The 13,902-nt window shown below is 71.8% G+C and carries 13 protein-coding genes; 7 read left to right on the top strand and 6 right to left on the bottom strand.

Translation table 11 applies throughout. From position 1 onward, the window contains the following. Positions 1-10 precede the first annotated feature (10 nt). Positions 11-1,777, top strand: coding sequence for a gamma-glutamyltransferase family protein (locus QRY02_RS38040; protein ID WP_285987591.1), 1,767 nt, complete (start codon positions 11-13; stop codon positions 1,775-1,777). Here the strand turns inward: QRY02_RS38040 and QRY02_RS38045 are convergent. From QRY02_RS38045 to QRY02_RS38055, 3 genes are read right to left on the bottom strand one after another with little or no spacing between them, the layout of a single operon-like run. Beyond that, positions 1,774-2,169, bottom strand: coding sequence for a hypothetical protein (locus tag QRY02_RS38045; protein ID WP_285987592.1), 396 nt, complete (start codon positions 2,167-2,169; stop codon positions 1,774-1,776). The two genes, QRY02_RS38040 and QRY02_RS38045, sit on opposite strands and share 4 nt — an antisense overlap. Before the next feature lie 45 nt (positions 2,170-2,214). After that, entirely contained in the window at positions 2,215-3,090 is an 876-nt protein-coding gene (locus QRY02_RS38050) for a VOC family protein (protein ID WP_285987593.1), read from the bottom strand. Continuing rightward, the gene (locus tag QRY02_RS38055; protein WP_285987594.1) at positions 3,083-3,607 is read right to left on the bottom strand and encodes an RNA polymerase sigma factor; all 525 of its coding nucleotides are present in this window, start codon (positions 3,605-3,607) and stop codon (positions 3,083-3,085) included. Before QRY02_RS38055 ends, QRY02_RS38050 begins: the two co-directional genes overlap by 8 nt. Before the next feature lie 353 nt (positions 3,608-3,960). Between QRY02_RS38055 and QRY02_RS38060 the strand changes: the two genes are divergently transcribed. Next, complete coding sequence (locus tag QRY02_RS38060) at positions 3,961-4,137, top strand: DUF397 domain-containing protein (protein ID WP_285987595.1); 177 nt, start codon at positions 3,961-3,963, stop codon at positions 4,135-4,137. Here QRY02_RS38060 and QRY02_RS38065 read toward each other — a convergent pair. After that, complete coding sequence (locus tag QRY02_RS38065; protein WP_285987596.1) at positions 4,103-5,527, bottom strand: MFS transporter; 1,425 nt, start codon at positions 5,525-5,527, stop codon at positions 4,103-4,105. The two genes, QRY02_RS38060 and QRY02_RS38065, sit on opposite strands and share 35 nt — an antisense overlap. A 101-nt stretch (positions 5,528-5,628) precedes the next feature. Here QRY02_RS38065 and QRY02_RS38070 point away from each other — a divergent pair, with 101 nt between their 5' ends. The 5 genes from QRY02_RS38070 to QRY02_RS38090 all read left to right on the top strand — a co-directional run bounded on the left by QRY02_RS38070 (position 5,629) and on the right by QRY02_RS38090 (position 10,417). Further along, the gene (locus QRY02_RS38070) at positions 5,629-6,462 is read left to right on the top strand and encodes a helix-turn-helix transcriptional regulator (protein ID WP_285987597.1); all 834 of its coding nucleotides are present in this window, start codon (positions 5,629-5,631) and stop codon (positions 6,460-6,462) included. 66 nt (positions 6,463-6,528) lie between these two features. Beyond that, complete coding sequence (locus QRY02_RS38075; protein ID WP_285987598.1) at positions 6,529-7,635, top strand: sensor histidine kinase; 1,107 nt, start codon at positions 6,529-6,531, stop codon at positions 7,633-7,635. Next, a complete protein-coding gene (locus QRY02_RS38080) occupies positions 7,632-8,300 on the top strand; it encodes a response regulator (RefSeq protein WP_013222065.1) in 669 nt (222 codons plus the stop codon). The genes QRY02_RS38075 and QRY02_RS38080 overlap by 4 nt, the downstream gene beginning before the upstream one ends. 204 nt (positions 8,301-8,504) lie before the next feature. Continuing rightward, positions 8,505-9,500, top strand: a complete 996-nt coding sequence (gene gmd / locus QRY02_RS38085; protein WP_285987599.1) for a GDP-mannose 4,6-dehydratase — start codon at positions 8,505-8,507, stop codon at positions 9,498-9,500. Next, complete coding sequence (locus QRY02_RS38090; protein ID WP_285987600.1) at positions 9,497-10,417, top strand: FkbM family methyltransferase; 921 nt, start codon at positions 9,497-9,499, stop codon at positions 10,415-10,417. Before gmd ends, QRY02_RS38090 begins: the two co-directional genes overlap by 4 nt. Here the strand turns inward: QRY02_RS38090 and QRY02_RS38095 are convergent. Beyond that, positions 10,411-12,765, bottom strand: a complete 2,355-nt coding sequence (locus tag QRY02_RS38095; protein ID WP_285987601.1) for a glycosyltransferase — start codon at positions 12,763-12,765, stop codon at positions 10,411-10,413. The two genes, QRY02_RS38090 and QRY02_RS38095, sit on opposite strands and share 7 nt — an antisense overlap. Next, positions 12,762-13,895: a hypothetical protein gene (locus tag QRY02_RS38100; RefSeq protein WP_285987602.1), complete on the bottom strand. Its 1,134-nt coding sequence runs from the start codon at positions 13,893-13,895 to the stop codon at positions 12,762-12,764. The genes QRY02_RS38095 and QRY02_RS38100 overlap by 4 nt, the downstream gene beginning before the upstream one ends. Positions 13,896-13,902 lie beyond the last annotated feature (7 nt).

Here is a 13,902-nt window from a genome sequence, read left to right on the forward strand (position 1 = left end):
CTATCGGGGCATGTTCACCACGAGGCCGGAGCTGACCGGCACCTTCGGGATGGTGGCATCGACGCACTGGCTGGCTTCGGCCACCGGGATGGCGGTGCTGGAGGACGGCGGCAACGCGTTCGACGCGGCGGTCGCCGCCGGCTTCGTCCTCCAGGTCGCCGAGCCGCACCTGTGCGGCCCGGCGGGCCAGGTGCCCGGCCTCTTCGTGACAGCGGACGACCCGACCCCGCGGGCGCTGGCCGGCCAAGGCCCGTCGCCCGCGGGGGCCACCGCTTCGCACTTCGCGTCGCTGGGGCTTGATTTGATTCCCGGCAGCGGCCTGCTCCCGGCGACCGTCCCGGGCGCGTGGGACGGGTGGCTCCTGCTGCTTCGCGACTACGGGACGAAGTCGCTGCGGTCGGTGCTGTCGTACGCGATCGGCTACGCGCGCAACGGCGTCCCGCTGGTGTCGCGGGTCGGCGACACGATCCAGGCCGTCTCCCGGTTGTTCACCGAGCATTGGCCGACATCGGCAGCCCTGTGGATGCCGGACGGCAAGCCGGCGTCGGGCCTGCACCGGAACCCGGTCCTGGCGGACACGTGGGAGCGTCTGCTGCGGGAAGCGGAGTCGGTCGCGGGCCGGGAGGCACAGATCGAAGCGGGACGTCGTGCCTGGTCGCAGGGCTTCGTCGCCGAAGAGATCGATTCCTTCAGCCGTCAGGCGTTCCGCGACGACTCCGGCCGCGACCACGCGGGCCTGCTGACGGGTGACGACCTGGCGTCGTGGTCGGCGACGTACGAGGAACCGGCGTTCGTGGACGTCGGCGACCGGCGCCTGGTCAAAATGGGCGGCTGGACGCAGGGACCGGCGCTGCTGCAACAGGCGCTGTTGTTGCACGGCTTCCGCGACGAACTGTCCTATGTAGACGGAATCCCGTCGGAGCGCACGGTGCACCTGGCGACCGAAGCGGCGAAGCTGGCTTTCGCGGACCGCGAGGCCTGGTACGGCGACACGGAAGTGCCGCTGGACGTGCTCCTTTCGGCTTCCTACACGGATTCCCGCCGAGCCCTGATCGGCGAGTCCGCTTCGGCTGACCTTCGCCCGGGAGACGCCCGCGGCCCGGCACGTCTCCCGGCGATCTTGGACTCGCTGCAGGGAGTCGAGCCGGAAGGCGGCGCAACGGGCGAGCCGACGGTCGGCCCCCAGGGCCAGACCCGCGGCGACACGGTCCACCTCGACGTGGTGGACGCGGCGGGCAACCTGGTGTCGCTCACCCCGTCCGGCGGCTGGCTGCAGTCCAGCCCGACGATCCCCTCGCTGGGCTTCTGCCTGGATTCGCGTGGCCAGATGTTCTGGCTGGAGCAGGGCCTGCCCAATTCGCTGGCCCCGCGCAAGAGGCCGCGCATCACGCTGTCTCCCTCCCTCGCCCTGCGCGACGGAGTCCCGACGCTGGCCTTCGGCACTCCCGGCGGCGACCAGCAGGACCAGTGGCAGCTGTGTTTTTGGCTGGCCCACGTCTACGGCGGGCTCAACCTGCAGGAGTCGATCGACTCGCCGGCCTGGCACACGACGGCGTTCCCGAGTTCGTTCTACCCGCGCTCGTGGAACCCGCGCGAGCTGGTGGTGGAGTCCCGGCTCGGCTCGTCCACTTTGGACGCATTGCGAGAGCGCGGCCACTCCGTGGTCGACGCGGGTGACTGGGCGCTGGGCCGCCTCTCGGCGGTGTCCCGCACCGGCGGCGTCTTGCGAGCGGCGGCCAACGCACGCGGCATGCAGGGGTACGCGGCCGGCCGTTAGAGCGTCAGCGAGGCCCAGCCCCCACCCTCGGCGAGCAGAGTGCGCACGCCGAGGGCGTGGTCGGCGAAGCCGGCGAGATCACTGTGCAGCAACGCCATCCGCTCCGCGTCGAGCGGGACGGTGTCCCCCTGCCACAGCTCGCGGATCCAGCTCGCGGCCAAGTGCATCGACCGGATCAGCCCGGCGACCTCCGCCTCGGTCGATCCACCAGAGTCCAGGTACTCGGTGAGAATCCGGTCGCAGGAGCCGAGGAACTCGCAGACTCCGCGCACGGCTTCGTCCGGGCTGCCGTCCCACCCCGGTCGGGGCCACACCGACGAGCCGAGTTCGAGCCACAACCGCCACCCCGCGGTCAGCTCGTCGTGGTCACGCGGCACCCATTGCCCGGCCATGCTTAGAGTGTGCGCCCGAACGCATGGCCCGGCGGATGGGATTCCTCACTTCGCGGGCCGCTCCCACAGCCAGAACTCGATGCCCTGGTTGTCGGTGCAGTCGGCCGTCGTGCCGTACGGGTGGTTCTCCACTTCGCCCGCCTGGCCGCCCTGCTCGCGCACCCGCGTCAACGCTGCTTCGAGGTTGTCGACCGCGTACATCAGCTTCCAGCCCACCTGGCGGTCGCCGGCCCACAGGCCGCCCTCGAGGCCCGGGCCCGAGAACGACCACGCGTCCGAGACCGAGCCGGGGGTGAACTCCCACCCCAGCACCGCGCCGTAGAACGACTTCGCGGGCTCGGCCTCGGGTACCTGGAACGTGAAGTACATGGCCTCGCCGGGGGACGGCGACGGCTTCGGCGTCGCCTGCGAGACCAGCCAGCGCTGGCCGAACGGATCGCGGAACGAGCCGCCCCGGCCGTACGGTGAGTCGCTCACCGCGCGGATCAGCGTCGCGCCCAGCTCCAGCGCCCGGTTGACGCTGGTGTCCACGTCCGGCACCTCGACCCGCACCGACGCGCCCCCTTCTGCCGGCGCGATGTGCCCGATCTCGGGGTACTCCTCGGCGAGCATCAGCACGGCGTCGCCGATGGCCAGCTCCGCGTGCCCGATGCGGCCGTCGTCCATGAGGATCGGCTCGCCGCGGCGGACGGCGCCGAACACCTCGACGTAGAAGTCGAGGGCGGCCCGCGCATCGGACACCGCGAGGTAGGGCGTCAGCGAACGCAATTCGGCGGCTGTTGCCGGTGCTTCTGAAGTGGTCGTCATATCGGCTCCGTTCAAGATCAAGCGACGCAGGTTGTCGCGTAGTTCGGCGGCGAAGTCGGGGTCGGGGGCGACCCGCGCGGAGGGACGGCGAAGCGCGTCGAAAGGCTCAGGCATCGCGACCCTCCTTCTCCTCGTAAGCGCGCCGGAACGCGGCACGGGCCCGGACGAGCAACGCCTCGGTGGCGTGCACGCTGCGCCCCAGGTGGCCGGCGACCTCGGGGACGCCGAGGCCGTCGACGTAACGCAGGGTCAGCGCCGCCCGGTGGTGCGGCCCGAGCGACTCGAGCACCTGTCTCGCGCGCAGGGCGTCGAGCTGCTCGTCCCACGGGTCGTCGACGTCCGGTTCGCTGTCGCGAACCAGCCGCAGTCCGCGTTCCTCACGTTCTTTGCGCCGCCAGTGGTCGGCGAGCTTGTGCCGGGCGACGCCGATCAGCCACCCGGTGCTCACTGGAGGTGCGTACTCCTTGCGACAGGCGGCGACCGCCCCGAGGAACGTCTCGGAAGTGAGCTCCTCGGCGAGCGTGCGATCACCGCAGCGGGACAGCAGGTACCCGTAGACCTCCGGCAGGGCCGTCTCGTACAGCCCGAGCAGCGCGAAGGCCGGGTCCGGTCGTACCCGAGGTTCCGTCACACCTCCATAGTCGTCCGGCGCCCGGTTTTTCCGACGGGTGAACTTCGGCTTTTTTCCGGCGGCCAGTTCACCCGGACGGTGACAACGTGGTCCCGCCGTCCCGGAAAGAGCCGGTAGACGCTGACGACGAACGTCCCAGGCCGCGCCCGCTTCCGGAACAGGTAGTCGTGCGCGCACGCGGTCCCGTACCGGACGGTCCAGCCCTGGTACCGATCACTGCGGTGTTCCGTGGACCGGCCGGTCAAGCCGAACTACCGGCGACGCCAGCTCGGCCGCACCCTGCCCAAGCTGCGCGAGGCGGCCGGGCTCAGCCAAGAGGATGCCGGGCGCCCGCTGCGGTTCTCGCCTCGAAGATGAGCCGCATCGAGCAGGGGCACATCCCGGGCTACAACGACTTCCTCACCGGCACTGCCATCGCCACCCGGGACTCGAAAGCCCCGGCGGCCGGGGCACTCGAGGTGCCGCCGGCCGCGTGGTCCGCCTTCCTCTCCGCCGTCACAACCGGGGGTCCGGCAGCCGCCGCCCGGTGATTGCGACGATCGTCGCCAGCACCGCCACCAGGCCGATCACCAGCGCGAACGCGTCCCGGCTCCCCAGCGAACCCGAGAGCGCCGCGTACAGGCTCCCCAGCGTCGCGACGCCGAGCGCCAGCGAGGTCTGCTGGTTGGTCGTCATCACGCCGGACCCAACCCCGGCCAGGTCCGTCGGGACGTGGGACAGCACGATCCGGAACAGCGTCGTCATCGCCAGCGCGTTCCCCACGCCGATCGCCACCATCGACGGCGCCAGGTCGAGGATCGTCACGTGCGGCCACGTGGACAGCGTCGTGCAGAGCAGCGCCACCATGCCCACCGCGGTGATCGCACCACCGACCGGGACGACCTTCTGGCCGTAGCGGGTCACCAGGCGGCTGCTCAGCATCGACACCGTGAAGTACGCGACCGCCAGCGGCGTCAGCGCGAGGCCCGCGCCGAGCGGGCCGAAGTGCAGGCCTTCCTGCAGCGTCATCGCGTAGACGAACATGAACGAGCCGAACGCCCCGAAGAACGGGATCGCCACCATCAGGCCGCGCCGGACGCTCGGCAGACGCAGCACCGACGGCGGCAGCAGCGGCGTGCCGCCGGTCCGCTCCAGGCGCCGCTCGACGTGGACCAGGGCCGCGGCGGAAAAGGGGAACAGGGCCAGCAGCGCGATCGTCCACGCCGGCCACCCCAGTGCCCGGCCTTCCATCAGCGGCACCAGCAGCGACAGCAGCGTGACCGCCAGGAGCAGCGTGCCGAGGCGGTCGACGCCCAGCGGGTTGTGCGCGCGGCTCTCCGGCAGGCGGCGGGCCAGCAGGAGCACCACCAGGCCGATGGGCACGTTCACGAGGAAGATCGGCCGCCAGCCGGTGCCGAACAGGTCCGCCGCCACCAGGCCGCCGCCGAGCAGCTGGCCGACCACCGTCGAGAGGCCGCCGGTCGCGCCGAACAGCCCCAGCGCGCGCGAACGCTCTTCGCCGGACGTCGTCGCCTGGATGATCGAGAGCACCTGCGGCAGCAGCAGGGCCGACGCCGCCCCCTGCGCGGCGCGGGCCACCACCAGCGTGCCGGCCGTCGGGGCGAGCCCGCAGGCCAGCGACGTCAGCGTGAACAGCCAGAGCCCCCAGAAGAACAGCCGCCGCCTGCCGAAGGAGTCGCCGAGGCGCCCGCCGACCACCAGCAGCACCGCGTACGCGATGCCGTAGGCCGCGACCACCAATTCCAGGGTCGCGGTGGACGCGTGGAGATCGGCGTTGATCGTCGGGAGTGCGACGTTGACGATGAAGAAGTCGATGATCGGCAGTGCCGCCCCCAGCAGCACCGTGACCAGGCCGGCGGGGGTCAGTCCCGGCCGGAATTGGGCGCCCGGGGTGCTCGGCGCAAGTTCAGTCGTGGTCATGGGTACTACGATCGACCTGCTTTTAAACTGGTACCAGTTGTTGTTTATCCGGGTACTGTCACTACCTGGTACCAGGTTCGACGGCGTGCCATCCTGGCACCATGACCACCGCTGTCGAATCCGAACTCCGCCGCCAGGAGCTGGCGAGGTTCCTGCGGAGCCGGCGTGAACGGATCACGCCCGAGCAGGTCGGCCTCCCGATCATGGGGCGCCGCCGGACGCCGGGGCTGCGCCGCGAAGAGGTCGCGCAGCTCGCCGGCGTGGGGGTCACCTGGTACACGTGGCTCGAGCAGGGCCGCGACATCAACGCGTCCGAGCAGGTCCTGCAGGCGATCGCCCGCACGCTGCGGCTCGACCCGCACGAGCACACCCACCTCTTCCGGCTGGCCGGCGCGCCCGAACCGGAGAACGAAAAAGACTGCCAGGTCATCACGCCGGCGATGGAGCTGATGCTGAAGAAGCTCGAGCCGTACCCTGTCGCGGTCCGCAACGCCCGCTGCGACCTGCTGGCCTACAACCGCGGCTACACCTGGCTGATGGGCGACGTCGACGCCATCCCGTTCGGCGACCGGAACACCCTGGTCCAGTGCCTGCTCAACCCCGAGTGGCGCAAGCGGATGCTCGACTGGGAGGCGAACATCCCGCGCGTGATCGCGTCCTTCCGCGCGGCGATGGCCGACCACGTCGCGGAGCCGGCGTGGAAGCAGCTGGTGAAGCGGCTCAAGGCTGAATCGCCGCTGTTCGCCGAGCTGTGGCCGCACCACGACGTCAACTCGGAGCCGATCCGCACCAAGCGGTACCTGCACCCGGACGTCGGGCTGCTGCAGTTCAACTTCACCTACCTCTACTACGGCCGCCGGTCCGAGATCACCGTGTCGACCTACACCCCAGCCGACGAGGAGACGGCGGCGAAGCTGCCGTTGGTGTTCGACTGACGACGTACGTCCGCAGTGCGCTTCGAGACGGACGCGCAGCCTGGCCGCGGCAGGTAGTTTCGCGGGATGAGAAGGCCTCCGTGGGCAGGACGCGTGGCGCGCGCCGTCGTCGTCGGGGTCTTCGTGATCGGGGCGACCAGTGCGTCGTCGCGGTGGCAGCCCGGGGCGTCGCCGCTGCCGCCGATCGGTTTCGCGTGGCTCGTCGCGACCGTCCTCACGCTGCTGCTCGTCCACCGCTTCCCGCTGACGCTCTTCCTGGTCGCGTCCGCCTCCGCGTTCGGCTACTACACCTCCGGCCTGCCAGGTGGGCCGGTCATCCTGGTACCGACCGTCGCGTTGTTCGTGCTGACCCGGCAGCGCGGACCCCTCACCGCGGGCGTCACCGGTGCCTCGGCGCTCGCCGCCGCCTACGTCGTGCACGTCATCACGACCAGGTCTTTCGCGTTGGAAACCGGGGCCGCTTTCCTCGTCGTCTGGCTGACCGCCGTCATCGGCGTCGGCACCGCCGTCCGCTACCAGCTCGACGCGCTCGCCGCCCGGCGCGAGCAGGCCGACGAACACCGGCACCGGCTCGCGGAGCAGGAACGGCTGCGCATCGCCCGCGAGGTGCACGACGTCGTCGCGCACAGCCTCGCGATGATCAACGTCCAGGCGGGGGTCGCCGCACACGTCGCCGACCGGCGGCCCGAGCAGGCGAAAGAAGCGCTGCTGAACATCAAGGCGGCCAGCGCGTCCGCGCTCAAGGACCTGCGCGCGACCCTGGCCGTGCTGCGTTCGGGGGAGGACAAGGCGCCCGCGCCGAGCCTCGCCCAAGCCGGCGAGCTGCTGGACCACGCCCGCGACGCCGGGCTCACGGTTGGCGTCCACGGCGACCCCGGCGACCTCCCGGCACCCGTCGACGCGGCCGCCTACCGGATCCTGCAGGAGTCGCTGACCAACGTCGTCCGGCACGCCGACCAGCCCCACCGCGTCGACGTCCGGTTCGAGCGGCAACCGGGGGCCTTCGCGTTGCGGGTCCGCGACGACGGCCGCGGCACCGCCCAGCCGGCCCCGGGCCACGGCCTCCGGGGTATGCGCGAACGCGCCGCGGCGCTCGGCGGCCGGTGCACCGCCGGGCCGGTCGACGGCGGCTTCGAAGTGTGCGTCGAGCTACCGATCGAGGGGGAAGCATGATCCGCGTCCTGCTGGCCGACGACCAGGTCCTGGTCCGCGCCGGGTTCCGCGTGCTGCTGGAGACCGAAGACGGCTTCGAGGTGGTCGGCGAGGCCGGTGACGGCGAGCAAGCGGTCGCCGGAGCGATCGAGCACCACCCCGACATCGTCGTGATGGACGTCCGGATGCCCGGCGTCGACGGCCTCGAAGCCACCCGCCGGATCACCGCGAACCCGGACCTCGCCGGAACGAAGGTGCTGGTCCTGACCACGTTCGACGTCGACGAGTACGTCTACGAAGCCCTGCGCGCGGGGGCCAGCGGGTTCCTGCTGAAGGACACCGAACCGGTCGAGCTGCTGCGCGCGCTGCGGGTCGTCGCGAACGGCGAAGCGCTGCTGGCGCCGACCGTCACGCGCCGGCTGATCCAGGAGTTCGTCGGCCGTCCCGAAAACCGGCGCATCGACACCAGCGCCGTCCGGGAGATCACCGACCGCGAGCGCGAGGTGCTCGGCCTGGTGGCGGGCGGGATGTCGAACGACGAAATCGCCGCCCACCTGGTGATTTCGACGGCGACGGCCCGCACCCACGTCAGCCGCATCATGACGAAGATCGGCGCGCGCGACCGCGCCCAGCTGGTGGTGCTGGCCTACGAGTCCGGGCTCGTCACACCGCGTCGCCCCGCCTGACCCGGCGCACCACGCGGACCGCCCGCACCAGGAACACGACGGCGAGGACGCCGACCAGTCCGATCCAGATCACGGCGCCTCCTCTCCCGGCCGATGCTCTGCTCAGAGGGCGTCCGGGAGGGGGACGGCGTTCGCCGACACGGCGGAAGTCACACCTTCGGGCTAACCTGCTCCGCGGCGTGGTCACCCGGCTATCCTCAGCGGGTGCGTCGTGCGTTGATCACCGGTATCACCGGTCAAGATGGCCAATATCTCGCCGAGCTCCTCCACGAGAAGCAGTACGAGGTCTTCGGCCTGGTCAAGGGGCAGAACAATCCCCGGATCGACATGATCCGCGCGGGGTACCCGTTCGTCGAGATCGTCGAGGGCGACCTGCAGGACCTGTCCAGCCTGGTCGGGGTCCTGGAGCAGGTGCAGCCGGACGAGGTCTACAACCTCGGCGCCATCTCCTTCGTCGCCCTGAGCTTCAAGCAGGCCGAACTCACCGCGAACGTCACCGGGCTCGGCGTGCTGCGCCTGCTCGACGCCGTCCGGATGGTCGGCGGCAGCCAGAACAACCCCATCCGCTTCTACCAGGCGTCCAGTTCCGAGATGTTCGGCAAGGTCCGCGAGTCGCCGCAGACCGAGGCCACGCCGTTCTACCCGCGCTCGCCCTACGGCGTCGCGAAGGTGTTCGGGCACGACATCACCGTGAACTACCGCGACAGCTACGGCCTGTTCGCCTGCTCGGGCATCCTCTTCAACCACGAGAGCCCCCGCCGCGGCATCGAGTTCGTCACCCGCAAGGTGACCAACGCCGTCGCGCGGATCAAGCTGGGGCTGCAGGAAAAGCTGGTGCTGGGCAACCTCGACCCGCGGCGCGACTGGGGCTTCGCCGGCGACTACGTCCGCGCCATGTGGCAGATGCTGCAGCAGGACGAGCCGCAGGACTACGTCGTCGCGACCGGCCGCACGCACAGCGTCCGCAACTTCGTCGACCTCGCGTTCAAGCACGCGGGCTTCGACGACTGGGAGCGGTTCGTCGAGCAGGACCCGCGGTTCTTCCGCCCCGCCGAGGTCGACCTCCTGGTCGGCGACGCCACCAAGGCCCACACCGAACTCGGCTGGAAGCCCGAGGTCGGCTTCGAGGACCTGGTCACCATGATGGTCGACCACGACCTGCGGCTCGAAGCCACGAAGGCCGGGATCTCCCTCCCGTGATCTCCTACGCGCAGAACGCGGAGGACGTCGTCCTGGCCCGGGTCTTCGCCGGGCAGGAAACCGGTCGCTACGTCGACCTCGGGGCGGGCGACCCGGTGGTCGCCTCGGTCACCAAGCACTTCTACGACCGCGGCTGGCGGGGGATCAACGTCGAGCCGATCCCGGACAAGGCCCGCGAGCTGCGGGAAGCCCGGCCCGGCGACCGCACCCTGCAGGTCGCCGTCGGGGCCACGCCCGGAACGGCGAAACTGCACGTCGTCGAGGAGGAGTGGGGCTGGTCGACGCTCGACGACGACCTGGCCGTCCGCTACCGCGACGACCGGGATTGGCAGGTCCGCACGGTCGAGGTCGAGGTCACGACGCTGGCCGCGCTGTTCGACGCGCACCCGGGCGAAATCGACTTCCTCAAGATCGACGTCGAGGGCGCCGAACGCGCGGTGATCGAGGGCGCGGACTGGCGGCGGCACCGCCCGCGCGTGCTCGTGGTCGAGGCGACCGCGCCCGGCTCGCCGACGCCGACCCATGGCGAGTGGGAGCCGATGCTCCTCGACGCCGGCTACCGGTGCGCGTTGTTCGACGGGCTCAACCGCTTCTACGGCCAGGCCGACGACGCCGAGTGCTTGAAGCTGCTCTCGGCGCCGGCCAACGTCTTCGACGACTTCGAGCCGTATGCGGTGGCTCGGCTGCGTGCGCAGTTCGCCGCCTCGGAAGCCGCCCGGCCGGGTGAGGTCGGGTACATCCGCCGGCTCGAGGAGACCGTAACGCGGGTGCAGCGGTCCCATGCCGAGCTGGGCGAGCAGCTGGACGAGGCGCGGTGCGAGCTGGAGCGGGCGCGCCGCACCGCCGAGGAGACCCGGCGCCGGGCCGCCGCCCTCGAACACCGGCTCGCCGAGCTGGAGGACCAGCAGCGTCAGTGACGCTCCCCGGCCAGCTGCGCGAGCCTGGCCGTCACGATCCGGCCGACGGCTTCCGGACCGGACCACGCCTCGATCGCCCGGACCGCGTGACGCCCCATCTCCGCGCGCAGCCGCGGCGAGCCGGCGAGCGTCCGCAGCCAGCGGGCGGCCTGGTCGATGTCCGGTTCCGCCCACAGCTGGCCCACGGGGTACCAGTCGCCGAAGCCGGCGCCGCCGTACCGGTGGTCGCCGGCGGCGATGGGCCGGACGTCGTAGCCGACCACCGCGGCCGAGCCCGGTGGCATGAAGTCCGTGTTGCCGCCGAAGCCGGTCGCCACCACGGCCTTGCCCATGGCCATCGCTTCGGCCATGCCGAGCCCGAAGCCTTCCGAGCGGTGCAAGGACGCGTACACGTCGCACGTCGCCAGCAGGGTGTCCATGTCGGCGCGGGACATCTCGCGCCGGAGCAGCGTGCCGCCGACCCCGGCGACCGCTTCGCTCAGCGACGCGTCCAGCTTCGGGAACAGCTCCAGGTTGTTCGCCTTGAGCACCAGGTGGGCCCGCGTGCCGCGGTCACCGGCCGGGAACGCCCGCCGGAACGCCTCGATCACCGCCCACGGGTTCTTCCGGGCGTCGCTCGACGACGCGCTGAAGGTGAACAGCACGATCAGGCCGTCCTCGGGCAAGCCGAACCGCGCCCGGTCGCCGGCCGCGTCCGGAGCCGATGGCACGACGTTGGGCACGACCGTGATCGGCTTGTCCGTGATGGTGCGGAAGGCGTCCGCGACGAACGACGAGACCACCCACAGTTCGTCGATCCCCGGCAGGTGCGGGCGCGCCTGGACCGGGGGTGACGGCAGTTCCCACGCCCACAGCCCGATCGTGTAGCGGTCCAGCGCGTGCTCGGGGATCAGCTGCCACTCGTTGACGTTGAGCAGCCACAGGTCGACGTCGAACTCCTTGCCGCGCCGCAGCCCGGCGAGCTCCGGCGGGACCGGGACCGTGCGGTAGGGCGCGTGGCTGTCGACCTCGGTCAGCGTCAGCCCGGTGCCCGACGCGGCGAGCACCTTGGTCAGCCGCCGCGCGGATTCCGCCAGCCCCGTGGTGGCCCGGACGTCGGCGAACACGTTGACGCCGTGCCGTTCGGGAGGCGAGGACGGCTTCGGGGCCGACAGCGTCCCTTCGACCGCGGCCGCGTACCCGCGCGCCGCGATCGGCCAGTCCGCGTGGTCCGCCGCCCACTTGCGGGCCAGCTCACCCGCCGCGCGCAGCTCTTCCGGCCAGGACATCCCGCGTTCGAGGATCCGGTACAGCCCCTTCGCCTCGCCGATCGGATCGGTGGGCACGGTGAAGCAGAACGCCGGGTCGAAGTGCCGGTGCTGCGGCAGGTCGCTCGTGATCACCGCGCGCCCCGCGCCGAGCGCCTGCATCATCGTCGCGCTGGTCTCGCCCGCCGTCGGCCAGCGCAAGCTGATCACGGCGTCCGAGGCGAGGATCAGCTCGTCGAACCGGTCCTCGTCCGGGGACAGCTCGAGGTGCACCGACGCGGCGGCGCCGGTCTGCTCGATGGTCCGGCGCAGGTCGGCCAGCAGGGCCGGGGTGGCGGCGTGCCCGGCGATGATCATCCGGGCGTTCGGCCAGCGGCGGCGCAGCTCACCGAAGGCCAGCACCGCGGCCGGCACCCGCTTGTGCCCGCCCAGGCCACCGAACACGCCGAACACGACCTGGTCGTCGGTCCAGCCGAGGCCGGTCCGGATCTCGTCCCGCCGGGCGGTGTCGAGCAGGGTCGCGCCGAGCGGCACCGGGAATACCGGGACGCCCGGGTAGCGCGCGGTCAGGAACTCCGCCGTGTGCGGGTCGTGCACCAGCACGCCCCGGCTGGCCGTCACGAGCCGGCGTTCCATCGTCAGCGTCCCGCGGTCCAGGGTCGGCACGCCGTCGACCTCGAGCACGGGCATGCCGTGCAGCAGGGCGGGATCGTCCTTGCGGCCGTGGATCGGGCCGTGGGCGTAGCGCACTTCGGCTTCGAACTCGGGCGTGTGGAAGCCGCCGAAGATCCCGTTGTGGAAGTCCAGCAGCGACGGGTCGTGCAGGACGACCAGGCCGGGCACGGCGAGGGCACGCCGGTAGATCCACTCGTGGACGCCCGCGTGGTTGCCCATGTGGTAGATGTGCAGGTCGGCCTGGACTTCGTCCCGGCCGACGATCGGCACACCGCGGGGCGAGCGGGCCCCGGGACCGTCGGTCACCGCGACGACGTCGGTGAGCTCGGCCAGCGCGGCGAGCAGCCGGTAGCTGTAGTCGGCGATGCCGCTGGTCTGCGGGGGCAGCGGCGTCCACATCGCGACGTGCGCGCGAGAGCCCGTCATCGGCGGGCGATCAGGCAGCGGCGTTCGCCGAGCCCGCCTGCCGGCTCCGACGGCCGGACCTCGACGTCGCCGAAGCCCGCCGACTCGGCGACGAACCGCAGGTAGATCGGCTGGAGCGGGGGGCAGGCGAACGGGTCCAGCCCGGCTTCGTCATCGCCCGGCAGCTCGACGAGGAGCACCCCGCCCGGCTGGAGCGCCGTCGCGGCCAGGTCGGCGAAGCGGGCGAAGGCGCCGGGTGTCAGCCGTTCGGCGAACCGGAACGCGGTGACCGCGCCCAGCGAGCGAGGCGGCACCCCGGCCAGCGCGGTGAGTGGCTCCGCCGGTTCGACGTCGAGGCCGAGTCCCGCGCAGTGCTGCCGGACGAGCGAGTTGTCCGACGCGGCCCGGTACGGCAGGCCGGCGGACCGCAGCACCTCGAGCCACTCCCCGCGAGCGGGGGCGGCGTCGAAGACCGGACCGGTCGCGCCGGCTTCCCGCGCCGCCGAAAGGAGCGGCAGGTGCGCCCGGCGGGCGGCCCGGACCTGGTCGGCCGGGCCGTCGAGCAGCTCCGAAAGCGCGAGCTCGAGGAACGATTCGCGGTCGGCGACCGCCGGGGCGACCTCGGGCACCGGCTGCCCGGCGCGAATCCGGTCGAGCGCCACGTCCAGCTGGGCGTGCCGCAGCCGGACGTCGGTCGCCGCCGAGGTCAGGGCCGCGACCTGGGCCTCCAGCGACTTCAGGCGCTGCTCGGCGTCCGTCTCGGCTTCGCCCTGCTCGGCCTGCTGCAGCCGCAGGTCGCTGAGCTGGGATTCGAGCCGGCCGAGCCCGGAGTACAGCCGCTGGTTCAGCCCGGCCGTCAACGTCTGGTCCTGCTGCCGGAGCTGGTCGAGTTCGCGGGCCAGCTGGTCGACGCGGACCACGCCGTGACCGCCGGCTTCGCCCAGCTGCTCGTGGTGCGCGCGGACCAGCTCCTGCACTTCGACCAGCGCGTCCCGGACGGCGAGGTTGGCCTCGACCTGCCACTTGACCTGGCGCTTCCAGAGGAACCGCAGGGCCAGCCGGCCGAGCAGGTCGGTCCGGCGCAGCGGCAGGTGCAGCTCGCGGTGTTCGTCGAGGCGAGCCAGTGCGGCGGCCAGGCGGTCAGGAGCCATTCGTCGT

The organism is Amycolatopsis sp. DG1A-15b (genome assembly GCF_030285645.1).
Taxonomy (GTDB): domain Bacteria; phylum Actinomycetota; class Actinomycetes; order Mycobacteriales; family Pseudonocardiaceae; genus Amycolatopsis.